The sequence below is a fragment of the Paraburkholderia sp. RL17-373-BIF-A genome (assembly GCF_046030175.1).
In the GTDB taxonomy this organism is placed as follows: domain Bacteria; phylum Pseudomonadota; class Gammaproteobacteria; order Burkholderiales; family Burkholderiaceae; genus Paraburkholderia.
This window is the reverse complement of sequence record NZ_JARESO010000008.1, coordinates 45,851-68,890: the sequence shown is the minus strand read 5'-3', so window position 1 is coordinate 68,890 and position 23,040 is coordinate 45,851. Positions and strand designations below refer to the sequence as shown.

Below are 23,040 nucleotides of genomic sequence, written 5' to 3'. Positions count from 1 at the left end.
TAGGGGACTTGCGCGCGCCCTCGGCGCGCCGTCCGACGGGAGAAAACATGTCGCTTGCCGTGGTGCGCAGTCGCGCGCCGGCCTCTGGCTGCGCGCCCGAAGTAACCGTCGAGGTCCACCTCGCGAACGGATTACCCTCTTTTTCGATCGTCGGCCTGCCTGATCTGGAAGTGCGCGAAAGCCGCGAGCGCGTGCGCGCGGCGCTGCAGAACTGCAATTTCGACTTCCCCGTCCGACGCATCACCGTGAATCTAGCGCCCGCCGATCTGCCGAAGGAATCCGGCCGCTTCGATCTGCCAATCGCGTTGGGCATCCTCGCCGCGAGCGGCCAGATTCCCGCCGAGTCCTTGCTGCATCGTGAATTCGCGGGCGAACTGTCGTTGACCGGCGCGCTCAGGCCGATGCGCGGCGCTTTCGCCATGGCGTGCGGAACGGCGCGCAGCGCCGTGGCTCAAGGCGACGGTGCGGCGCAGTCCGGCGAGATTGCAAGCGAGCTTGCCGCATGCGAGACGCCCGCTCATTCCACGCCGCAGCTCTATCTGCCCGCTGCGAGCGCGGCGGAAGCGGCGCTCGTACCCGGCGTCGATGTCTACGGCGCGGCCGATCTGCCTTCGTTGTGCGCTCATCTCGCGGGAGCGCCGGACGCGCGGCTCTATCCAATCGCCGTGCCGGACCTCGCCGAAAGCCCAGCCGCCGTCGTCCCGGATATGGGTGATGTCATCGGGCAACGCGGCGCGCGCCGGGCGCTTGAAGTCGCCGCGGCCGGCGGCCATCACGTCTTGCTGGTCGGGCCGCCGGGCGCGGGCAAATCGATGCTCGCCGCCCGCCTGCCGGGCCTGCTGCCGCCCATGACCGACGACGAAGCGCTCGCCTCCGCTGCCTTGCTGTCCGCCAGCCGGGCCGGTTTCACGCCCTCGCAATGGCGTCGACGGCCGTTTCGCGCCCCGCATCATTCGTCGAGCGCCGCGGCGCTGGTCGGCGGGCGCAATCCGCCGCAGCCCGGTGAAATCACGCTGGCGCATCTGGGCGTGCTCTTTCTCGACGAACTTCCTGAATTCGATCGCCAAGTCCTGGAGACGCTGCGTGAGCCGCTTGAAGCCGGGCGCATCACGATCTCACGCGCCGCGTTGCAGGCGGATTTTCCGGCAGCCTGCCAGTTAATCGCCGCCATGAACCCTTGCCCATGCGGCTGGCGCGGCGATCCCAACGGCCGCTGCCGCTGCACACCCGAGATCGCTGCGCGCTATTTGCGCAAGCTTTCCGGGCCGCTGCTCGACCGGATCGACATCCAACTTGAGATACCAGCGCTCACGCCGGCGGAACTGTCCGCCCGTTCAACGGCGGCCGGCGAAACAAGCGCGGCCATTGCGGCACGCGTCAGCCGCGCCCGCGAGCGGCAATTGAGCCGTCAGGGCAAAACCAATCGCGAACTGGGAGGACGAGAAGTGGACGAGGTCTGCCGCCCCGACTCAGCGGGCGAAGCCTTGCTGCGCGAAGCAGGCGAGCGCTTCGGCTGGTCAGCGCGTGCGTACTACCGAGTTCTGAAGGTGGCGCGCACCATCGCCGACCTCGCCGGCGCGACCATGCCGAGCGCCGCGCAGATCGGCGAAGCGATCCAATATCGCAGGGCTTTTGGCTCCCTATGAGGTGAAAAATCTGCTGTCAAGACTTGACTTATGCACACGCGCACGTTCCAGATAGATTTTGAAACAACTGAAAGGTACGTCGCGGGCAGCATCCAAAAAGCATTGATTTAATTAACTTTTTTTAACGACCTTGTGCGAGACGAATCTGACAGAGTGCCCATAGAATGGGCATCTCCGGCCAATTTGCCCGAGTTCTCAACAGAGTTATCCACAGGCGCGGTGAGTAACAGGAAAACTTCAACGTAAACCGGGAATTAGCGCGCGATGCTGCGAAGGAACTTTCACTGTGCGCAGCGCCTCAGTTGAGCGCCCATCACGCGCCGAATCGGACAAAAATACCGCTCTCAATACAGTTGGAAGGACGAAAAAAATTGGTCGATCTGTTCCTGTTGCATCGGCTTGGATGCAATGATCGCCGCCTGATAGACGTGCCGGCCGCGCGCGACGAGTCGTGCGTAGACGGTGCGCGCTTCGTGTTGCGAACCCGCCTCGCCGCTCAGCTTCATTTCCAGGCCAAGCACCTGGCCGCCGGCCGCCAGCGGGATCTGCACGGCACGCGCTTCGGGCGCGGCGCCCACGTTGCGGGCCAGGCCGTTGCGCAAGAAATCGAGTGCGGCGCGTTGCGTGGCCGCGTCGTCGTTGGGCAGCATCACGGTGCCGACCGCGAAGACGGCGTCGCCGGCTTCGGCCGTCTGCATCGCCATCTGCATCGGCGTGCCGTTGATCTGCACAGCCCGCTGATCGTTGCCCGGCTTGGCCGGCAAGTCGACGGTATAGCCGTTGTCGTTATTCATGATGGTCCGCCAGTCGAAGGTCGGCGAGCAGGCGCTCAGCGCGGCACCCAAAACCACCGTCCAAGCCAGCGTGCCGAGGATTGCACGCGCGCTCGACAGCCGAGACGTGGAGCCGGCCGCCACACAACGCGGAGAGCGCTCCGTTGAGCGGCTGGCAGAAGTAAGACGGGACGGAATTCGAGCGAGGAAGTGACTGACGCGACCAACGCGACTGACGCGAAAAACAGTTCGGAACATGGGGACAGAAGATCGGACTGACGAGAACGTAAAACCCTATTATCCGCTCCCGGCCGACGTCCTGCCGCGCCGCCGGAATGGGGCTACAATAGCGACGCTGTTCAGCACGGGCCGAAAGCCCAAACCGACGCACTGTCCCGCGCGTTCCGCGCGACTCCGAGGTTCCGTTCATGAGCTCCACCCCGTCCACCGCCGCCCGGCGCGCGAGTCCGCTTCGCTACATCATCATCGCCGCCGTGGCCGTTGCGATCGCCATCGCCGGTTATTTCGCGTTTGCCGGCCAGCAGCGCGTGCCTGATGCGACCTTCACGTTGCTGTCCGGCCAGAAAGTCTCGACCGCCGACCTGAAAGGCAAGGTCTACCTCGTCAACTTCTGGGCAACGAGCTGCGATACCTGCATGAAGGAAATGCCGCAGATGGTCCAGACCTATAACCGCTTCAAGGGTCAAGGTCTCGAATTCGTTGCCGTGGCCATGAACTACGACGCACCGATGTACGTGGCCAACTACACGCAAACTCGCCAGTTGCCGTTCAAGGTGGCAATGGACGACGGCTCGGCCGCCAAGCAGTTCGGCAACGTCCAGCTCACGCCGACCACGTTCCTCATCGACAAGGACGGCAAGATTCTGAAGCGCTATGTCGGCGAACCGCAATTCGCGGAACTCGACCAGTTGCTGGAAAAGGCGCTCAAAGCGGCTTGACCGGATTCAGTTGATTCAAAAAACGCCGGCCTCGCATCTCAAGGCCGGCGTTTTCATATCCTCACCGTTCCCCTTCCCCTTTGGCCGCGAGGCCATATCGCTTGATCTTTTCGTAGAGCGTCGCCTTGCCGAGTTGCAGCTTGTCTGCCGCGACCGCGACCACGCCGCCGGTCTGCTCCAACGCCTCCGCGATCACCGCCCGCTCGAATTGCTCGACGCGCTCCTTCAAGGGCTGCGTGTCCGCACCGTCGTCGCCGAAAGACATGACCGGATCGTCGGCGATGCCGAGCACAAAGCGGTCGGCGGCGTTGCGCAACTCCCGCACGTTTCCCGGCCAGTCGCGCTGCATCAGGCTCGCGCGCTGACGATCGGTGAGGATCGGCGCGGGACGTTGATAACGCACGGCCGCGTCCAGCAGGAAGTGCTCGAAGAGCGGCACGATATCCTCGCGACGCTCGCCCAACGGCGGCAGCGCGATCGTCACCACGTTCAGCCGGTACAACAGATCGCGCCGGAACGAGCCGTCCGCGACATGCTCGGCCATGTCGCCCTTGGCGGCGGCGACCACGCGGCAATTCACGCGAATCGGCTGATTCGAGCCGAGCCGCTCCAGCACACCGTCCTGCAGCACGCGCAGCAGCTTGACCTGCAAGGCGAGCGGCATGCTCTCGATTTCATCCAGAAACAGCGTGCCGCCCGACGCATGTTCGAGCTTGCCGATGCGGCGTTTCGCCGCACCGGTGAAAGCGCCCGGCTCGTAGCCGAACATTTCCGACTCGAACATAGGCTCCGGCAACGCGCCGCAGTTCACCGCGATAAACGGTTTGTCACGGCGCGGGGACAGTTCGTGCAGGCTGCGCGCGATCAATTCCTTGCCCGCGCCCGTGTCGCCGTTGATCAGCACCGAGGCGTCGGTCGGCGCGACATTGGCGATCAGCCGCCGCACCTGTTCGATGGCCGGACTCCTGCCGATGATGCGCGGCGCCACCGAGTTCTGTTCCGCCAACTCACGGCGCAGCGCGAGGTTCTCCAGCACCAGCTTGCGACGCTCCAACGCGCGCCGCACGGTTTCGATCAGACGTTCGGACGCGAAAGGCTTTTCGATGAAGTCGTACGCGCCGTCGCGCATCGCCTGAACGGCCATTGAAATATCGCCATGGCCCGTCACCAGAATCACCGGCACGTCGGGCGCGCGCTCGTGGCATTGCGCGAGCAGATCGAGGCCGCTTGCGCCCGGCAGGCGAATGTCGCTGACGATCACGCCGGAGAAGTCCGCGCTGATCGTCTTCGCCGCGGACTCCACCGAGGCATGGCCGATCACGTCGAAACCCGCCAGTTGCAAACTCTGCACGCTGGCGCGCCGCACCAGTTCGTCGTCTTCGATATACAGCACTTGCAGGCCGTGGTTCAGCATGGCGTCTTCCGTGTGATTCAGGAGCCCGTGGTCAGCGGGTCCGATGTGTGGTTCGTCTGCACGCGCGCACGGCGCAGCGTCAACACGAATAATGCACCGCCGTCCTGCGCGTTGCGCGCCACCAGCGTGCCGCCGCAATCGCGCGCGATCGACGACGAGATCGCGAGGCCGAGCCCCAGCCCGTGGCCCATTTCCTTGGTGGTGAAGAACGGTTCGAACAGATGCGGCAGGACATCGTCGGGAATGCCGGGGCCGTTATCGCTCACGGCGAACGACAGATTCGCATCGGCGACTTCGATCTCGATCGAAATGCGCGGCGGGTGCACGTCGGCGGTTGCATCGAGCGCGTTGCCGAGCAGGTTGATCAACACCTGTTCGAGCCGCAGATCGTCGCAATGCGCGATCAGTTCGGGATGATCGTCGGCGAGATTCAGCGGCGTGCGCATGCCGCTGTCCGCATCGAGCAAAGCAAATTCGACCTCGACGCCCTGCAAGCGCTTTTGCAACAGCGCGACGACATTGCGCAACGCCCGCACGATCGGCGCGCGCGCACTGCGTGGCCGCGCGCGTCCGACGAACAGTTTCAACTGATTGGTGATCTTGCCCATGCGCTCCGTGAGCGCGGCGATCGCTTCGAGATTTTCGCGCGCCGACGCCTGGTCGCCGCGCTCGAGCAGCACACGCGTGTTGTCCGAGAAACCGCGCAACGCGGCGAGCGGCTGATTCAGTTCGTGCGTGATACCGGCGGCCATCTGACCGAGCGCGGCGAGCTTGCTCGCCTGGATGAGCTCGTCGTGCGCGGCGCGCAACTCCTGCTCGGCGCGCGTGCGTTCGGCCACTTCCTTCTGCAACTGTTCATTCGCCTGAGAAAGATCCGCGGTGCGCTCGGCCACTCGCCGGTTCAGTTCAGCGTAGGCTTTTTGCAGAAGCGCGCGGCTGCGCATCACCTCGCGCACGCGCGCCCGGCGCATTCTCCAGTAGAACGCGAGCAACACCAGCGACACGTAGCCGAAGGCGGTCACGATGGTCGCCTTGCGCGCGTCGGCGTCGACCGGATCGACGGGCGACAGGGTGATCAGATGCCAGTCCGGCTCGCCCATGCCGCGCCGCGATGCCAGATAACGCGGAGCGTAGCGGCCGCCGCCAATGCGCACGATCTGCGCGTTGCCTTCGAGCGTGCGTTCGATCGACACCGGCAGCGCCGCGATCGGCTGCTGCGCGTATTGACGCGCCTGGTAGATCGAATCGGCGATGGGCCCCGACAGCGGCCGGATCGTATGGTATTTCCACGCCGGTACCGACGACAGAAAGATCACGCCGTGGTCGTCGGTCACGACGAGCGGCTCGGACGCATCCGCGCCCTGAAACCATTCGAGGTCGAGTTTGACGACCGCCACGCCGACGATCTTGCCCTCGCGCCGCACCGGCTGCGAGATGTAGTAGCCCGGCGCCTGCGAGATCGTGCCGATGCCGAAGAAGCGCCCCACGCTGCCTTTGACCGCATCGAGAAAATACGGCCGGAATTGATAGCCCGCGCCGACGAAGCTGCCCGGCCCGCGCCAGTTGCTCGCCGCGACGCAAAAGCCGTCGAGCGGAATGATGTAGGTGACCGTGGCGCGCGCGTGGCGGTTCAGGTCTTCAAGATAAACATTGGCGCGCGCGACATTGGCCGGAGTGGGACTAACCAGCACGTCCTGCACGATGGGATGTTCGGCCAGCAGATAAGGCAGCGATTCGTAGCGTTCGAGCGTGCTCTTCAGCGCGCTGGTCGTACGGTCGACCCGTACCGAGGCGTTGCGCCGCAAATGGTCGATGCCGCTTTGCCACGCGATGCTGTACGTGAGCCCGCACGCCACCACGAGCCCGGCGACGAGCGCGAAGAGGATCAGCAGGCGTCGCGTCACGTTGGCAATATCCGATCGATGAGGATCGTTTATTGTGGCATAAGGCGACGCGTCGTCGGCGCTAGCCTCGTCGGCCGACGGCGCGGGAGTCTGGCCGGCGGGCACCGGATTCATACGCTGGTGTCCGCGGCCGGGAGGGTTGCGTTACAAGACGTTGCCGATGCGCGGCTTAAACGCCGGCCGGCTCTTTGACCGTCACGTCGCCACGCAAGGCGGCGTTCAGCTTGTTGCGGTCTAGTTCCTTTTCCCACGCCGACACCACCACGGTCGCCACGCCGTTGCCAACGATGTTCGTCAGCGCGCGGCATTCGCTCATGAAGCGGTCGATACCGAGAATCAGCACCATGCCCGACAGCGGAATGGTCGGCACCACGGCCAGCGTCGCGGCCAGCGTGATGAAGCCCGCGCCGGTCACCCCGCTCGCGCCCTTCGAGGTCAGCATCGTCACCGCCAGCAGCGTGAGCTGCTGCGTCCACGTGAGGTCGGTGTTGGTGGCTTGCGCGATGAACAGCACGGCCATCGTCATGTAGATGTTGGTGCCGTCGAGGTTGAACGAATAACCGGTCGGCACCACGAGGCCCACCACCGAACGCGAGCAGCCGAGCTTTTCGAGCTTCAGCATCAGTTGCGGCAGCGCGGCTTCGGACGAGCTCGTGCCGAGCACGATCAGCATCTCTTCCTTGATGTACGCCACGAAGCGCAGGATGTTGAAGCCCACCGCACGCGCGATGATGCCAAGCACCACCACCACGAACACGATCGAGGTCAGATAGAACGTGCCGATCAGTTTCAGCATCGGCAGCAGCGAGCCGATACCGTACTTGCCGATCGTGAAGGCCATCGCGCCGAACGCGCCGATCGGCGCCAGCTTCGTGATGATCCGCACAATGCCGAACAGGATATGCGAGAGCCCGTCGATGAAGTTCGTCACGACCTTGCCCTTCTCGCCGGCCGTCGCGAGCACCGCACCGAACAGCAGCGCGATCAGCAGAATCTGCAGGATTTCACCCTGCGCGAATGCCGACGAGAGCGTGTCCGGAATGATGTGCATCAGGAAGTCGACCGTGGTCTGGCCGTGCGCCTTGGCGGCGTACGACGCGACCGACTTGCCGTCGAGAGTCGCCGGGTCGATGTTGAAGCCGACGCCCGGCTTCAACACGTGCGTGGCGATCAGGCCGAGCACCAGCGCGAAGGTCGAGACGATTTCGAAGTACAGCAGCGCCTTGCCACCGACGCGCCCGACCTTCTTCATGTCTTCCATGCCGGCGATGCCCGTCACCACCGTGCAGAAGATGATCGGCCCGATCACCATCTTGATCAGCTTGATGAAGCCGTCGCCGAGCGGCTTCATGTCGACGGCTAAATTCGGGTAGAAATGCCCGAGCGCGATGCCGATGATGATCGCCACGATCACCTGGACGTACAGCACTTTGTGGATAGGTTTCTTCACGATGGTTCCTGCGATGTGGATGAGCTCAATGGCCTGCCACGCTGCGCATCATGCGAACGAATAGTCGTCACGCCTGTGCACGGCATTAGGCCGCGACAAGACGACGAATTCAGAAATACCGGGAAGGGAAATCGGACATCGTTGTCTCCTTGCTTTAGTTGTCGGACCGTTGCGGCCGCGGCTTCTATTTCGCAAGGTCGATGCCAGCTTGATGCCGGGCTCGGCGCCTTGATTCTTATGGGTTTTCTGGCGCTTCATCCTATGTGCCGTCCGGGATTCCGGAAATCCGGACAAGGGCTGTCGGGGAATCCGGAATCCATTGTGGCGGCAGCCTCGGGATAACCCGTAGGGCTTTCTACGGCGTGCACTGCCGGACGCAAGCGCCGCCTGACTCGTATCGTTTAAACGCTGCCCTCTTCCAGCACCAGCAGATTCTCGTGCGAGAAACCGAGCGACACCGGCTGCCCGCGTTCGGGCAAACCGCGATTCGGGTCGTTGAATATGTCGAGCGAAATCACGGCGTCTTTCACGCGGGTTCGGATGCGCACTACGGCGCCGAGGAAATTCACTTCCTCGACGGTGGCGTTCAACGTGTTGCGGCCAGGCGCGGCCGGCTCCAGCACGATAGCTTCGGGCCGCAGCGCGAGCAGGCGTTTCTTGCCCGCATCGTTCGACGGCAACTCCTGCGTGGTGGTCAGCTCCTGGCCGTCCACGATCATCTTGCCGGTCGCCGGATCGACCACATGTCCGGCCAGGATATTCAGCGTGCCGACGAACGACGCAACGAAGCGTGTGCGTGGAAAGTTGTAGATCTCCGAGGGCGTGCCGATCTGTTCGACGCGGCCCTCGTTCATCACGACGATGCGGTCGGAAATCGACAGCGCCTCTTCCTGATCGTGCGTGACAAAAATCGACGTGATGCCCAGTTCGCGTTGCAACGCGCGAATGTCCTGGCGCAACGAGATGCGGATCTTGGCGTCGAGTGCGGAGAGCGGTTCGTCGAGCAGCAACACCTGCGGCTTGCCGGCGAGCGCGCGCGCGAGCGCCACGCGCTGCTGCTGGCCGCCGGACAATTGCCACGGATAACGCCCGCCGAGATGCGGCAGCTTGATCAGTTGCAGCATCTCCTCCACGCGCTGACTGATCTCCGCCTGCGGCCGATGCGTGATCTTCAGTCCGAAGCCGATGTTCTCGGCCACCGTCATGTTCGGAAACAGCGCATACGACTGGAACACCATGCCGACCTTGCGTTGCCGCGTGCGAAGGTGCGTGACGTCCTTGTTGTCGAGCCGGATGATGCCGCGCGTCGGCGTTTCGAAGCCGGCGATCATGCGCAGCACCGTCGTCTTGCCGCAGCCGGACGGTCCGAGGAAAGTAATGAATTCGCCGCGTTCGATCTGCATGTCGAAGTGATGCAGCGCAATGTTCGCCCCGAAGGACTTATGCAGATTTTCGATCTCAAGAAATGCCATGATTCGCCGCCTCAGTCCGTCAAACTCATTGGTCACACTTTCTGGCCGCTCATCGCGCGGGCCGAGCCGAATACCTGAATCAATCCCATCGATGCCCACGTGATCACGAACGCGATGATCGCGAGCGCCGACGGCTCGTACGCGCGGTTCGCACCAATCAATTGCAGGTACGGACCGAACGCGGGACGGTCGAGCAGGCTCGCCAGCGTGAACTCGCCGATCACCACCGCAAAGGTGAGAAACGCGCCGGACAGAATGCCCGAGCGGATGTTCGGGAAGATCACCTTGAAGAGAATGGTCGGCCAGTTCGCGCCGAGACACTCTGCCGCTTCGGTGAGCGAGCGCACGTCGACCGCACGCAGCCCGGCATCGACGGCGCGGTACATGTACGGCAGCGAGAGCGTCACATAGCCGAACACCAGCAGCAGATCGGTGGCGCGCTCGTTGCCCGTGAGCGGCAGAATCGAACTGCTGTTATAGATGCGCAGATAACCGAACACGATCACAATCGCCGGCACCACCAGCGGCAACAGCGTGATGAATTCGACCAGCGGCCGCAGCTTTGGCAAGCGCAACTGCACCCAGTACGCGGTCGGCACAACCAGCAACACGCCGACGACGATCGTCAGCAGCGCCATCAGAATCGAGTAGCCGAACGAGGCCTGAAAGCGCGGATCGCCGAGCACGACGCTGTACGCTTCGAAGCTATAGGTGCCGCGCTTCATGCGCAGGCTGAACTCGAATGTCGCGATCAACGGAATGAGAAAGTACAGCGAACCGACGATCATCGCGGTCCACGCACCCACACGCGATTGGCTTTTCATCGACGTCCCCTTTCAGCGCGCGAGCGCAGCCAGATGTAGCCGCCATTCGAAAGGCCCGTGACAAGCACCATGCCGAGCGCGAGTGCATAGCCGAGATTCTGGTTGTGCATCACGTCGCCGCGAATCTGCGCGTACAACAGGATCGTCACGATGTTCAGCGAACTGCCGGTCAGCGCATAGGCCGTGGCGACCGCGCCGAACGAATTGGCGAACAGCAGCAGCGCGGCGCCGAGCACGCTCGGCCACAGCACCGGCAGCGCGACGTAGCGCCAGTATTGATATGCGGTGCCGCCGAGGCAATCGCAGGCCTCGCGCCATTCGCGCTTCAGGCCGTCGAGCGCGGGCGTGACGATCAGCACCATCAACGGAATCTGGAAATACAGATAGGTCAGCGTCAGACCGGAAAAGCTCAGGATGCTGAAGCCGGTCGAGTACAGATTGAAGCCGAGGTATTTCTTCAGCAGCACAGTGACGAGCCCGACCCGCCCCAACGTGCAGATGAAAGCGAACGCGAGCGGCACGCCGGCAAAGTTCGACGCGACGCCCGAAAACGTCATCAAGGTCGGACGAATCCACCCGGGCAATTTGCCCTGCACCGCCGCCCATGCGAGCAGCGAGCCGATCACCGCGCCGCCGATCGAGGAGGCGGCGCTCACCTTGAAGCTGATCCAGTACGCATCCATCACGGTCGGCTGGAGCAGGTCGCGGAAATTGGCGAGCGTGAAATGGCCTTGCGAATCCTGGAACGCGCCGACCATCAGAAAGCCGGTCGGCAGAATCAGGAACAGCAGCGCGAACGTGAAAAACGGCACCACGCCGATCCAGGCGAGCAACGACGACGCGCGGCTTGGACCGTTGACGCGAGGCGTTGGGGTGGGCACAGGCGGAACCAGCAATTCCGGCTGCACCGATCCAGCATCCGATGAAGCGCTCATAGCTCACCCTTGGGGCAATCTGGCAAACGCACCCGGCGCGCAGCGCTCATCACGAGCGGCGGCGCGCCGGGGCGACAAAACTTCAGGCTTCGGTTCGGCGTCGCGGCGCGCGTGCTGCGTTGCCGCCGCGACTCACGCTATGCCGCTTACTTGACGTTCGCGCCAACCGCTTCGTCCCAGTGCTTCGTGATGGTGTCCTTGTACGCGTCCTGTTGCGAGAGCGTCGGGAACACCACGTTCTTGTAAGCCGACGGCGGCGGCAGCTTGTCGAGCAGCGCTTGCGGCACTTTCTTGCCGCTCACCAGTTCGTTGTAGCGCATCGGATGGCAGTAACCCTTCAGCCAGCCGATCTGGCCTTCGTCGGAGTACAGATACTCCATCCACAGCTTGGCTGCGTTCGGATGCGGGGCGTAGGCGCTGATCGCCTGAACATACACGCCGGCGACCACGCCCGTTTTCGGTACCACCACTTCCACCTTCGGATTGCCCTTCAGCGTGTCGCGGTCGGCCAGCGCGTTGTAGTCCCAACGCACGATGATCGGCGTAGTACCTTGCGCGAGCGATGCGGCCTTGCCGATCACCGGCACGAAGTTGCCGCTCTTGTTCAGGTTGGCGAAATACGTGAGGCCGGCCTGTCCGGCTTTACTCGCATCGCCCTTGCTTTGCGACAGACCGGCGGCGTACACGGCTTGAATCGCCTGGTTGGCCGAGCGCGGGTCGCCGGCCAGCGAGACAGCGTTCTTATAGTCCGGCTTGAGCAGGTCGCTCCAGTCCGACGGCGCCTTGTCGATCATGTCGGCGTTGACTTCGAACGCGAGCACGCCGTAGTAATCGCCATACCAATAGCCGTCGGCATCCTTCGACTCTTTCGGAATCGAGTTCCACGTGGCGACCTTGTACGGCTGCAGCAGACCTTCCGCCTTCGCCGACGGACCGAACGACAGACCCACGTCGATCACGTCGGGCGCCTGTGGACCCTTGTTGCCCTTGTTCGCCTTGATGGCTTCGATTTCATCGCCCGAACCCGCGTCCGGATTCAATTCGTTGATCTTGATGCCGTACTTCTTCTGAAAGCCGGCCACCAGTTCACCGTAATTGCACCAGTCGTGCGGCAGCGCGATCACGGTGAGTTGGCCTTCCTGCTTGGCGGCGGCGATCAGTGCGTCGAGCGGCGCGGCCGAAGCGCTGCTGCTGACGCCGGCGGCGGTGACACCCGCAACGGCCGACATCGAAAGTATGCGAGCTAACGCGGTGCGGTTCATAGTCTTTCCCCATCCTCTGCCGAAATTGCTACGTTTGGAAAATTTCTAATTCGAGCTTCGGGGCGCGTCGTGCACTCCTGCACTTGCGCGCCCACGCCATGTTCAGGCCGGGTTGGCCGGCGCCGAGAACATGTCGGGTCGCAGTGTATCGATGCGATCTGTACAAATCATGTCGACGCCCCATTGCGCGAGCAGTTGCGCGCGCGCCGTGTCGTTGACCGTGTAGGCGAGCACGCGCAGGCCGGCGCAGTGAATCTCCGCAACCAGCCGCTCCGTGAGATAGCGTTGGTTCGCGTGAAAGGACACGCAGTCCAGTTCACGCACGATGCGCAGCCAGTCGTCAGGCACCTCGTCGAACAGCATGCCGCGTTGCACCGACGGCGCCGCGTCGCGCGCCGCGGCCAGCGCCTCGAACGAAAACGACGACAGCAACGGCGGCGTCTGGCCTTGCCATAACGTCAGCGCGCCGCTTGCCACCAAAGTGCCGGTGATCTCGTCGCGGCCCGGACACGGTTTGATTTCGATGTTGGCGGCAACGCCGTCGCGCGCGCAACGCTCGGCCGCCTCGGCGAGCGTCGGCAAACGCGTGCCGGCGAACTGCGGTCCGTACCAGGCGCCGGCGTCGAGCGTTGCCAGTTGCTGCCATGTGTGTTCGGCGGCGGCGCCGTGGCCGTTGGTGGTGCGCTCGAGTGTGTCGTCGTGCAGCAGGAAGAGTTGGTTGTCGGCGGATAGCTTGGCGTCGAATTCGACCATGCGGTACCCATAGCGCACGCAGGCGTCGAAACCGGCTAGCGTGTTTTCCGGCGCCAGCGTGCCGCCACAGCGATGCGCGGCCAGTCGCGGATAAGGCCAGTCTGCGGATAAGGTGCGATTAATCCCGTTTCCCACGTCTCGTTACCTTTCAGATAGAGCGGGTTGACTATGCTCTCGACACGTTCCCGGCCATCACCGCTGCCTCGGCCATCATGAGGCAGCGCGGCCTCATGCTGTCTCCACGCGCGAGCCCGTGCGTAGTATCGCGCTAAGGCGAGCGCGGCGATACCCGGGCGTACGCTGCATGTTCTCATCGCGCCGCACACTGCAATGCCATTGTCAGGATGACGAAGCGTGGAGTCATCCCGCAGCGCGAAACATCACCGGCCAATCGCCCGGACGGCAAACCCCAAGAGCCATTATGGCGGCGGCACGGGTCAATCAAATCGCCAAAAACGCCGCGAAATGCTCGGAACCGGACATTTCAATTCCTTTTCGAACATTTGATGTTCGAAATAGACTCAGCGCTTCGATCTGCGAAGGCTAAGTTGAAATACACAAACTTGCAAGCTGCCAAAAAAATACAACACAATTCGGCTAAAGTAGTACGCTTGACATCCTCCGGACACACATTCGTGACCACGATGTCGCAGTTAAATACAAGCTGAATCAACGCGCGTACGCATCCAGGGAAAAATGCATGTGGCAGGAAGACCGGCATCAAAGAATTCGCGCGTTGCTGTCCACGCTGCAACGTGTGTCCACGGAACGGATCATGGCGGATCTCGGGGTGTCGCGCGAAACCGTGCGGCGCGACCTGCTCGATCTCGAAGCGCTAGGTGAACTGCGGCGCGTGCACGGCGGCGCGATCAAGCCCGCCGACGAAGCGCCGATCGCCGAACGCGCCCATATGCGTGTCAAATCCAAAACGGCGATTGCGAAGGCGGCTACGCGTTTGATCGCGAGCGGCCAGACGCTTTTCATCGACGCCGGCACCACCACCGCCGCGCTAGCCGAAGAACTGGCGAAACTCGCGAACCTCACCATCGTCACCAATTCGATCGATGTCGCGCTGAAGATGCGCGGCGCCGTCGATCAAACCGAAGCCGCCAACGAAGTCATTCTGCTTGGCGGCTCGATCAGCGACCGCGCCATGGCGACCACGGGCGCCACCACCGTGCTCGACATCCAGCGCTATCGCGCGGACCTCGCGCTGCTGTCGCCGGTCGGCATCGATCACCGGCATGGCGCGACCAACTACGATCACGCCGAAACCGAAGTCGCGCGCGCGATGGTCGCCAACGCGGACCGCGTGGTGATCCTCGCCGACTACAGCAAGATCGGCCAGCACAGTCGTATCTCGTACTGCCCGGTCGAGCGGATCGACGTGCTCGTCACCAACAAAAAGGCGGCCGAAGCCGCCGAGTTTGCATCGCTGAAAAAGAAGCTCGAAGAGATCGTGCTCGCTTAGGGCTTGGGCCTTAGGTCAGGAGACTCGAGGTCTATTCCTTCACATGCATCGTGTCGAGCGAACGCTTGCGCAAGCGGGTGTCGTGCAACGCGCCGGCTGCGTCGAGTACCGGATAGGCGGTCGAGCAGAACAACGAGTTGAGCCGCTTCATGTCGCTGATCAGATCGAGATGCAGCGCACTGGTTTCGATGCTTCGCAAGGTCTGTCCGGTGAGCCGGTCCAGATGGCGGTATGAATACGCGCGCTCCAGATCACGAAAGCGCTCCTTCTCCGCGAGCAGGCGCTCGGCACAACGCAGATCGTTGTTCAGAAAGACCGACAAGCCAAGCTGCAAATTGCTGACGAGCCGCGCCTGCAAGTCGTCCAGTTCACCCAGCCCTTCCTCCGAAAACGACAGACGGTGGGCGATCTTCTTTTCCTCGATGTCGCGCACGATCCGCTCGATGATGTCGCCCGCATGCTCCAGATTGATCGTCAATGAAATGATGTCGGTCCAGCGGCGGCTGTCGGCTTCGTCGAGTTGCTCGCGCGAGATAAGCGTCAGATAGGTTTTGACGGCGGCGTAGAGCTCGTCCACGTCGTCGTCCATGCGCGCCGTTTCGCGCGCTTTGTCCAGATTGTTGTTATGGATCAGGTCCGCGACGTTGTCGAGCATAGTGCGCACAATGTCGCCGATCCGCAGCACCTCGCGTGCGGCATGCGCGAGCGCAAGCGTCGGCGTGGACAGCGCCGCGGTATCCAGATGGAGCGGCCGCAGCTCGCCATTCGGCATCGGCCGGTCGGGCAAGATGCGCACACAGACGCGCGCCACCGGATCGATCAGCGAGAGGCACGCGCAGCAACGCAGCGTGTTGTAGATCAGATGGAAGCCGACCGTGGCTTCACGCGGATTCGCGATCAGCACCGGCAGACCGCGCGCGAGCAGCGTAGTGAACGGCAGGATCAGCAGCGCGCCGGCCAGCTTGAACGCAAAGCTGCCCAACGCGAGACGCCGCGCCGCCGCATTTTGTGCGACGGTGCCGAGGAGCGCGAGCAAGCCGCTGCCAAGATTAGCGCCGATCACGAGGCACAGGGCGACCTTCAGCGAAATCACACCGGACGAGGCGAGCGTCGCGGTCAGCAACACCGCGGCAAGGCTCGAATAGGACAGCATGGCAAACGCGGCGCCGACCAATGCGTCGAGCATGGTGTCGCCAGTCAGTGCACCGAACATCACGCGCACGCCGGCGCCTTGCATCATCGGCTGAGCAGCTTCGACGATCAGACGCAGCGCCAGCAGAATCAAGCCGAGGCCGATCAACGTTCGGCCGGCCTGGCCGAGACGGGTTTGCTTTCGCGAAAGGAACAGCGGCACGCCGAGCAGAATCAGGATCGGCGACAACCAGGACAGATCGAGTGTGAGGATCCGCGCCATCAACGCGGTGCCGACGTCGGCGCCGAGCATGATCGCGAGACCACTGGTGAGCGGCAATAGTCCCTGCGCCGCGAACGACGTGACGATCACCGCAGTGGCATTACTGCTTTGCACGAGACTCGTGACGCCAACACCCGAGAGGAAAGCTCGCCAGCGGCTACTGGTGCTGCGCCCCAACACGCTGCGCAGGTCGGCGCCGAGGACTCGCAGGATGCCGGTGCGCACAATGTGCGAACCCCACACGAGGAGCGCCACACCGGCCAGAAGGTTTAGGAGAATCAACATAATGCACTGCGCATCCGTTCCTGCTGCCATGACCCGAACCGCATGCCGCGCGAACCGGCACCCGGGGCGTATGACAGTAGTGTTGCACATTTTTGCCTTATTGTAATTTTGTGCTTTTAAATATAGGCTCGTGTCAAGCTGTGGATGGCTGTGTGCCGGCTCATGGTCAGTCATACGGGGAGTTCGACCACTCGACCGCTCGCCCACTTAATCACGAGGACTCTGGATGAGCCGCAACCTTGCGCTGTTCGACCTGGATCACACGTTGCTGCCGCTGGATAGCGATCAGGCGTGGGCCCACTTCATTGCGGGATTGGGTATAGAAGGCGCCGCGCGGCACGCGCAGGAAATCGACGATTACTACCGGCAATATGTGGCCGGCACGCTCGACATGGCTGCTTACCTGAACTACACGCTCGCGCCGCTTGCCCGCCACTCGCGCGAGCAGCTCGACACGTGGCATACGGAGTTCATGCAGCAGGTGATTGCGCCTGCGATCCTGCCGGCAGCGCGTGCGCTCGTACAACGCCATCTGGATGCGGGCGACCTGTGTTGCATCGTTACCGCCACTAATGTGTTCATCACGGAGCCGATCGGTAAGGCGCTCGGCTTCGAGCATCTGCTGGGAATCGAGCTTGGCACCGAAGGCGGCGATCCGTTGGCGCGCTTTACGGGAATGGCTGTCGGCACACCGACCTTTCGCGAAGGCAAGATCACGCGCACCGAGAGTTGGCTGGCCTCGCTCGGGCATCGTCTGCAGGATTTCCCGCAGAGCTGGTTCTATAGCGATTCGATCAACGACGTGCCGTTGCTGGAACGCGTTACGAATCCGGTTGCGACCAATCCTGACGCGCGGCTGCGGGCTATCGCCACGGAACGCGGCTGGCGCGTGATTGAGCTGTTTGCGTGAGTCTTGACCTGAGCCTGAGCCGCCGCGCTACGCGCGCCCTTTCCACGGCACGAGCCGCCCTTCCAGCGCACGCATACCGAGATCGAAGAGCCACGCGACCAGCCCGATCAACACGATGCCCATCACCACCACGTCGGTGCGTAGAAAGCTCGATGCGTTCAACACCATCTGACCCAGGCCCGCAGTGGCCGCAACCATTTCGGCGGCGACCAGCGTAGTCCAGCCGAAGCCGATCGCGATGCGCAGGCCGGTCAGAATCTCCGGCAACGCCGCCGGCAAAACCACGTGCCGCACGATCTGCGAGAAGCGGCCGCCCAGCGAATACGCCGCATGAATCTGCTCGATGGTCGCGCTGCGCACGCCGGCGCGCGCGGCCATGGCAATAGGTGCGAAGCAGGCCAGATAGATCACGACGATCTTCGCCGTTTCGTCGATGCCGAACCAGATCACCACGAGCGGCAGATAAGCGAGTGGCGGCAGCGGTCGATAGAACTCGAGCGGCGGATCGAGAAGGCCGCGCGCGACCCGGCTCACTCCCATCAGAATGCCGACCGGCACGGCCGTGACCGCAGCCAGAGCAAACGCGCCGAACACACGCAAGGCGCTCCACGCGAGATGCTCGGAGAGCGGCAAGCCGCCTTGAATGCGGCCGTGCCACGCGTCGAGAAATGCGCTCCACACCGCTTCCGGTGTCGGCAGAAAGAGCGGCGGCAACCAGTGCAGATGCGTGGCAAGCCACCACAACGCCGCGAGCGTCGTGACCGAGACCGCGCTAAGCGCCGCGCTCGGACCTTCGCCCGGCAAACGCCAGCCGCGCACGAGCCGCGCGGCATGCTGCGGCCGCTTGCCGGCCTGGGCGAGCGGCACCTTGCCCAAGGATTCACGCGAAGTCGTCACGACACCACCTCTTCCTGATTGCGCTCATGCAGCCGATGCACCAGCCGCTCGCGCCATTCGATGAAATCCGCCGACGACTTCACCGCACGTGCGTCGCGTGTCTGTAGAAAACGCCGCGCGAACGGCAAGTCGTAGCTATCGGCGATGCGGCCCGGGCCCGGCGTCATGACGACGAGACGGGTTGCGAGAAAAAGCGCCTCCTCGACGCTATGCGTGATGAAGAACACCGTTTTGCGCGTGCGGCCCCAGACATCGAGTACGAGTTCCTGCATCGACTCGCGCGTCATGGCGTCGAGCGCGCCCATCGGTTCGTCCATCAGCAGCACGCGCGGATCGCTTGCGAGTGCACGGGCGATACCCACACGCTGCTGCATGCCGCCCGACAACTCATAGACCCGCGAGCGCGTATGCTTCTCGAGCCCGACGAGCTTCAACATCTCGAACGCAATGCGCTCGCGCTCCGCCTTCGGCACGCGCTGAAAGCGCAAACCGAGCGCGACGTTGTCGAGCACGTCGAGCCACGGCATCAACGCGTACTTCTGGAACACGACGCCACGGTCCGCGCCCGGCCCGAGCACGGGCTCGCCGTTCAGCCGCACCTCGCCTTCCGTCGGCGGGATGAAGCCGGCAATGCAATTGAGCAAGGTCGTCTTGCCGCAGCCCGACGCGCCCAGCGCGACCACGAACTCGCCGGGTTCGATACGCAGATCGACATCGGCCAGCGCGACATGTGGCGCCGCGCCGCGCGCGCCTTCGTAGGCGACGTGCAGTCGCCGGATTTCAAGACCGCTCATCGCCGCACCTCATGATGTCGATAGGAGACAGCGCGCGACGATCAATGCGCCGCGCGTTGCACGAACTGCGGATCGACGCCGGTCGAGTAGTCGGCCAGCACGTTCTGGATCGTGCCTTGGGTCTTGAGAAACGCCGCGGTGGCGGCCAGCGACTTCGCCGCACCCGATTGCGCGCCGCCGCCAAGCCATGCATTCGAAGCCTGTTGGGCCGGCGTCGGGAACGCGTACAACGCGAGGCTCGCCGGCACTTCCTGCGCGTTCGCGCCCGACTCTTTGGCGACCGCCTCGACCTGCGGCGACGCTGCCGTCCATGCCGACGTGTGATCGCGGTAATTCGCGTCCGTCGCGGCCAGCACCTTCACGAAGCGCGCGACGAACTCGGCGTTCTGACTGGCGAACTTGCGATCGACGACAAAACCGTCGAAGGTCGCCTTGCCGGTCTGCTGCGCAACCTGCCCCGAGGTGATGAGCACCTTGCCGTTCTTCTTGACCTTGGCGAGCACGGGGTCCCAGATATACGTCGCGTCGATGTCGCCGCGCTCCCACGCCGCCGCGACTTCAGGCGGACGCAAGTTGACGATCTTGACATCGGACGTATTCACGCCGGCGCTCTGCAACGCGACCAGCGTGTGAAAGTGCGACGTCGACACGAACGGCACGCCGATTTTCTTGCCTTTGAGACCGGCGACGCTCGTTACATTGGAGCCGTCGCGTGCGACCAGCGCTTCGGCGTCGTTGATATTGTCGAGAATCCAGAACAGCGAAATATCCACGCCTTGCGACAATCCCGCGGCGATCGGACTCGAACCGGCTTCACCAAGTTGCACCGAGCCGGACGCAAGCGCGCGGATCACGTCGGCGCCGCTGCCGAGTTTGCGATAGGTGACCTTGTAGCCGGTGGCTTTCTGCACTTCGCCGGTGGCCTGCGCGTAGCGCCACGGCACCACCATGTCCTGATACGCGATCACGACTTCTTTGGTGTCGGCGTGCGCCGTGGAAACAAACGACGCGGACAGTGCAAGCAGCGTAGCGAACGCGGCAAGCGGACGGCGGAAGCGGTTCATCGGAATGCCCCTTGAGCAGGTGTTGTTCGGGAGGCTTTCGACTATAGGCAGTTTGTTCGCGGCCGGTTCTAATTAATCCGCGATTGCTAATCACGCTGTTCGAGCATTGCTTTTCACGTTCGGTTGGTTAGCGGCGACTGCTGTTGCGGGGGGCGGACGGTTCCAGCGAATGATGCGGATCGTGATGCGCAAGCTGGCCGTTCGGCAGATTGACCTGCAATTGACCGGAGCGGGATCATCTTTGCGTTGCCAAAGCTTCGCATTCCTATGATCGATTTTATTGGGCGCATTTGCTGGTTGCTTTTCAACGTCGGCGTGCCAGTGTGCGCGCCCTTTGCGCTGCTGCCTCTGTTGAGCTTCTCGCGCTTCTATCGGGAGTCGTCGAAAGGAATTGCGATACGTTCCGTGCAGAACGGACAACTTCTCTGGGTCGTCATTTCGATGTGCGCCAGCGCGTGCTACGAGATCGGCAGCGCGCTGGGCGAGGCTTGGACAAATAGCACGCTAGCCTTCATGCTGGCCGGATTGCTCTGGCATGTTCTGTTTCTCGTCGTGGCGTCCATCCTCGTCACGTTCGGCGCGGCTGACTCGGCACCGCATCTTGATTATCATCGCGGCGACGAGGCACGCGAACGAAGGTTGATGTGGACATCGGCGATCATGACCGCAGCGGTGGCTGCCTCATTTACCCTATCTCATTATTCGTTAAACTAACTAATTGGCAATCGTCAGAGCTATACTTTCAAGCACGTCTAACAGGGAGAACTTAAATGCCCAATCTGATCGACTACGTCATGGAAAATCGCGAACTGCGCAATCGCCTGATCGAACTTGCCGCTCCTTTTTCAATCATCGGTAGCACGATTGCCTCGATCTGCATGCTGCTCGCACGGCACTACCGGTAACGCTTCGCAGAGAAGCGCAAAGATGCGCAGTGCCGGCAGTCAAAGTCTGACCGTCCAAAAGAAAAAAGCCTGCAATACGTGCAGGCTTTTCTCAAACTGACAGCTCTAGCTAAGACATTCAGACCACGCCAGCTCCATGCGCCTGCAAATCGGCGTGGTAGCTCGAACGGACCATCGCGCCCACGGCTGCGTGTGTGAAACCCATCTTGTACGCTTCTTCCTCGTACATCTTGAACGTGTCCGGGTGCACGTACGAGCGCACCGGTAGATGGTGTTCCGATGGTTGCAGGTACTGGCCGATCGTCAGCATGTCCACGTCGTGTTCGCGCAGGTCGCGCATCACTTGCAGAATCTCTTCTTCGGTTTCGCCGAGGCCGACCATCAGACCGGACTTGGTGGCGACGTCAGGGTGCAGCGCCTTGAAGTCCTTCAGCAGCTTCAGCGAATGCGCGTAGTCCGAACCCGGGCGCGCTTCCTTGTACAGACGCGGCACCGTTTCGAGGTTGTGATTCATCACATCGGGCGGAGCGGCGTTCAGAATACCGAGCGCGCGATCCAGACGGCCGCGGAAGTCCGGCGTCAGAATTTCGATGCGCGTCTCCGGCGAAAGCTCGCGCGTCTGACGGATACATTCCACGAAGTGGGCCGCACCGCCGTCGCGCAAATCGTCGCGGTCGACGCTGGTGATCACCACATACTTCAGCTTCAGCGCGGCGATGGTGCGCGCGAGGTTACCCGGCTCGTCCACATCGAGCGGATCCGGGCGGCCGTGGCCGACGTCGCAGAACGGGCAGCGGCGCGTGCACTTGTCGCCCATGATCATGAAGGTCGCCGTGCCCTTGCCGAAGCATTCGCCAATGTTCGGGCAGCTCGCCTCTTCACACACCGTATGAAGATTGTGTTCGCGCAGAATCTGCTTGATTTCGTAGAAGCGAGAATTGCCGGTCGCCGCTTTGACGCGGATCCAGTCGGGTTTCTTCAGCTTTTCGATCGGGATGATCTTGATCGGAATACGGGCGGTCTTGGCTTGCGCCTTCTGCTTCGCGGTGGCGTCGTAGGCCGGCACGGCGTCAGGAGTGGGGGAAGCTGCGAGGTTCGCGGTAACGTCAGTCATTCGTTCGGTCCAGTCAGGCGGTGAGGGCACCGGCCTGTGGTTGGGCGACGGCCGCGGGACTGCCGTCGAGGTTTGCGGTGAGGCGTTCTGCAAAGGTACGGGCCACGTCGTCCCAGCCGGCGGTCACGCCAAGCGTGGCCATATCGACTGTTTCGAGCCCTGCGTAGCCACATGGATTGATGGCCAGAAACGGCCGCAAATCCATGTTCACGTTCAGGCTCACGCCGTGATAGCTGCAGCCGTTGCGGATCTTCAAACCCAGCGCCGCAATCTTGGCGCCGGCGTGCAGCCCGGCGTCCGGCCCAGGCGCCACGTAGATACCGGGAGCGCCCGCCTTTCGTTCTCCGGCGAGATTATACGCCGCAAGGGTGTCGATCACGGCTTGCTCGATCCGCGTGACCAACTCGCGCACCATCAACTTGCGGCGGCGCAAATCGAGCAGCAGGTAGGCCACCACCTGGCCGGGCCCGTGATACGTGATCTGCCCTCCCCGGTCGACTTTGACCAGAGGAATGCCGCTGTCGGCGGCGAGCAGATGGGCGGGATCGCCCGCCTGGCCTAGCGTGAAGACGGGTGGGTGTTCGACCAGCCAGATTTCGTCGGGAGTGTCGGCCGTGCGCCCGTCCGTGAATGCGCGCATGGCTTCGAAACTGGCTTCATAGGGTTCGCGGCCACGCCAGCGCAGCGTGAGCGGCACCGCGAGGGGCAAGGGAGTCGGGGAAACCGGGGTGGCGCACATGATCCCGGCAGTTTACCGAAATCTGGGAATTCCCGCCGGAGGCGGCTACATTAGG

General features: G+C 63.0%; 21 protein-coding genes. 6 read left to right on the top strand and 15 right to left on the bottom strand.

Features of this window, described 5'->3' with window-relative positions; all coding sequences use genetic code 11:
- The first annotated feature begins 47 nt into the window (after window positions 1-47).
- Complete coding sequence (locus tag P0D80_RS12215) at window positions 48-1,646, top strand: YifB family Mg chelatase-like AAA ATPase (RefSeq protein WP_408284132.1); 1,599 nt, start codon at window positions 48-50, stop codon at window positions 1,644-1,646.
- Window positions 1,647-1,990: 344 nt separating this feature from the next.
- On the opposite strand, the gene P0D80_RS12210 is transcribed toward P0D80_RS12215, so the two are convergent.
- Window positions 1,991-2,677: a hypothetical protein gene (locus P0D80_RS12210; RefSeq protein ID WP_408284130.1), complete on the bottom strand. Its 687-nt coding sequence runs from the start codon at window positions 2,675-2,677 to the stop codon at window positions 1,991-1,993.
- Between the two features lie 170 nt (window positions 2,678-2,847).
- Here P0D80_RS12210 and P0D80_RS12205 point away from each other — a divergent pair, with 170 nt between their 5' ends.
- Entirely contained in the window at window positions 2,848-3,378 is a 531-nt protein-coding gene (locus P0D80_RS12205) for a TlpA disulfide reductase family protein (RefSeq protein WP_132376212.1), read from the top strand.
- A gap of 61 nt (window positions 3,379-3,439) precedes the next feature.
- On the opposite strand, the gene P0D80_RS12200 is transcribed toward P0D80_RS12205, so the two are convergent.
- The 8 genes from P0D80_RS12200 to ugpQ all read right to left on the bottom strand — a co-directional run bounded on the left by P0D80_RS12200 (window position 3,440) and on the right by ugpQ (window position 13,527).
- Complete coding sequence (locus P0D80_RS12200; protein WP_408181182.1) at window positions 3,440-4,792, bottom strand: sigma-54-dependent transcriptional regulator; 1,353 nt, start codon at window positions 4,790-4,792, stop codon at window positions 3,440-3,442.
- A 17-nt stretch (window positions 4,793-4,809) separates the two neighbouring features.
- A complete protein-coding gene (locus P0D80_RS12195; protein WP_408284127.1) occupies window positions 4,810-6,810 on the bottom strand; it encodes a sensor histidine kinase in 2,001 nt (666 codons plus the stop codon).
- A gap of 55 nt (window positions 6,811-6,865) precedes the next feature.
- On the bottom strand, window positions 6,866-8,146 hold the full coding sequence (locus P0D80_RS12190) for a dicarboxylate/amino acid:cation symporter (RefSeq protein WP_132376214.1): 1,281 nt from the start codon (window positions 8,144-8,146) through the stop codon (window positions 6,866-6,868).
- Window positions 8,147-8,547: 401 nt separating this feature from the next.
- The gene (locus tag P0D80_RS12185) at window positions 8,548-9,618 is read right to left on the bottom strand and encodes an ABC transporter ATP-binding protein (RefSeq protein WP_408181180.1); all 1,071 of its coding nucleotides are present in this window, start codon (window positions 9,616-9,618) and stop codon (window positions 8,548-8,550) included.
- A 32-nt stretch (window positions 9,619-9,650) separates the two neighbouring features.
- Complete coding sequence (locus P0D80_RS12180) at window positions 9,651-10,442, bottom strand: ABC transporter permease (RefSeq protein ID WP_095417604.1); 792 nt, start codon at window positions 10,440-10,442, stop codon at window positions 9,651-9,653.
- Window positions 10,439-11,377 (bottom strand): ABC transporter permease, encoded by a 939-nt coding sequence (locus P0D80_RS12175; protein ID WP_132376216.1) that lies wholly within the window; start codon window positions 11,375-11,377, stop codon window positions 10,439-10,441. The genes P0D80_RS12180 and P0D80_RS12175 overlap by 4 nt, the downstream gene beginning before the upstream one ends.
- Window positions 11,378-11,523: 146 nt before the next feature.
- Window positions 11,524-12,639: an ABC transporter substrate-binding protein gene (locus tag P0D80_RS12170; RefSeq protein ID WP_132376217.1), complete on the bottom strand. Its 1,116-nt coding sequence runs from the start codon at window positions 12,637-12,639 to the stop codon at window positions 11,524-11,526.
- Between the two features lie 102 nt (window positions 12,640-12,741).
- Window positions 12,742-13,527: a glycerophosphodiester phosphodiesterase gene (gene ugpQ, locus P0D80_RS12165; protein WP_408284123.1), complete on the bottom strand. Its 786-nt coding sequence runs from the start codon at window positions 13,525-13,527 to the stop codon at window positions 12,742-12,744.
- 565 nt (window positions 13,528-14,092) lie between these two features.
- Here ugpQ and P0D80_RS12160 point away from each other — a divergent pair.
- Window positions 14,093-14,863 carry a DeoR/GlpR family DNA-binding transcription regulator gene (locus P0D80_RS12160; protein ID WP_408284120.1) on the top strand — a complete coding sequence of 257 codons (771 nt, stop codon included), beginning with the start codon at window positions 14,093-14,095 and terminating at the stop codon, window positions 14,861-14,863.
- Between the two features lie 31 nt (window positions 14,864-14,894).
- On the opposite strand, the gene P0D80_RS12155 is transcribed toward P0D80_RS12160, so the two are convergent.
- Complete coding sequence (locus tag P0D80_RS12155; protein ID WP_408284117.1) at window positions 14,895-16,562, bottom strand: Na/Pi cotransporter family protein; 1,668 nt, start codon at window positions 16,560-16,562, stop codon at window positions 14,895-14,897.
- Between the two features lie 226 nt (window positions 16,563-16,788).
- Between P0D80_RS12155 and P0D80_RS12150 the strand changes: the two genes are divergently transcribed.
- Complete coding sequence (locus P0D80_RS12150; protein WP_408181174.1) at window positions 16,789-17,472, top strand: histidinol-phosphatase; 684 nt, start codon at window positions 16,789-16,791, stop codon at window positions 17,470-17,472.
- Window positions 17,473-17,499: 27 nt separating this feature from the next.
- Here the strand turns inward: P0D80_RS12150 and P0D80_RS12145 are convergent, their stop codons facing one another.
- From P0D80_RS12145 to tauA, 3 genes are read right to left on the bottom strand one after another with little or no spacing between them, the layout of a single operon-like run.
- The gene (locus tag P0D80_RS12145) at window positions 17,500-18,339 is read right to left on the bottom strand and encodes an ABC transporter permease subunit (RefSeq protein WP_408284350.1); all 840 of its coding nucleotides are present in this window, start codon (window positions 18,337-18,339) and stop codon (window positions 17,500-17,502) included.
- Between the two features lie 26 nt (window positions 18,340-18,365).
- Window positions 18,366-19,163: a taurine ABC transporter ATP-binding protein gene (locus tag P0D80_RS12140; RefSeq protein ID WP_408284114.1), complete on the bottom strand. Its 798-nt coding sequence runs from the start codon at window positions 19,161-19,163 to the stop codon at window positions 18,366-18,368.
- 41 nt (window positions 19,164-19,204) lie between these two features.
- A complete protein-coding gene (gene tauA / locus P0D80_RS12135; protein ID WP_408284111.1) occupies window positions 19,205-20,227 on the bottom strand; it encodes a taurine ABC transporter substrate-binding protein in 1,023 nt (340 codons plus the stop codon).
- A gap of 267 nt (window positions 20,228-20,494) precedes the next feature.
- Between tauA and P0D80_RS12130 the strand changes: the two genes are divergently transcribed.
- On the top strand, window positions 20,495-20,941 hold the full coding sequence (locus P0D80_RS12130; RefSeq protein WP_408284108.1) for a hypothetical protein: 447 nt from the start codon (window positions 20,495-20,497) through the stop codon (window positions 20,939-20,941).
- Between the two features lie 56 nt (window positions 20,942-20,997).
- Window positions 20,998-21,132: a hypothetical protein gene (locus P0D80_RS12125; protein WP_279388592.1), complete on the top strand. Its 135-nt coding sequence runs from the start codon at window positions 20,998-21,000 to the stop codon at window positions 21,130-21,132.
- 118 nt (window positions 21,133-21,250) lie between these two features.
- Here the strand turns inward: P0D80_RS12125 and lipA are convergent, their stop codons facing one another.
- On the bottom strand, window positions 21,251-22,246 hold the full coding sequence (gene lipA / locus P0D80_RS12120) for a lipoyl synthase (RefSeq protein WP_408284102.1): 996 nt from the start codon (window positions 22,244-22,246) through the stop codon (window positions 21,251-21,253).
- 13 nt (window positions 22,247-22,259) lie between these two features.
- Window positions 22,260-22,985, bottom strand: coding sequence for a lipoyl(octanoyl) transferase LipB (gene lipB / locus P0D80_RS12115; protein ID WP_408284099.1), 726 nt, complete (start codon window positions 22,983-22,985; stop codon window positions 22,260-22,262).
- Window positions 22,986-23,040: the final 55 nt, after the last annotated feature.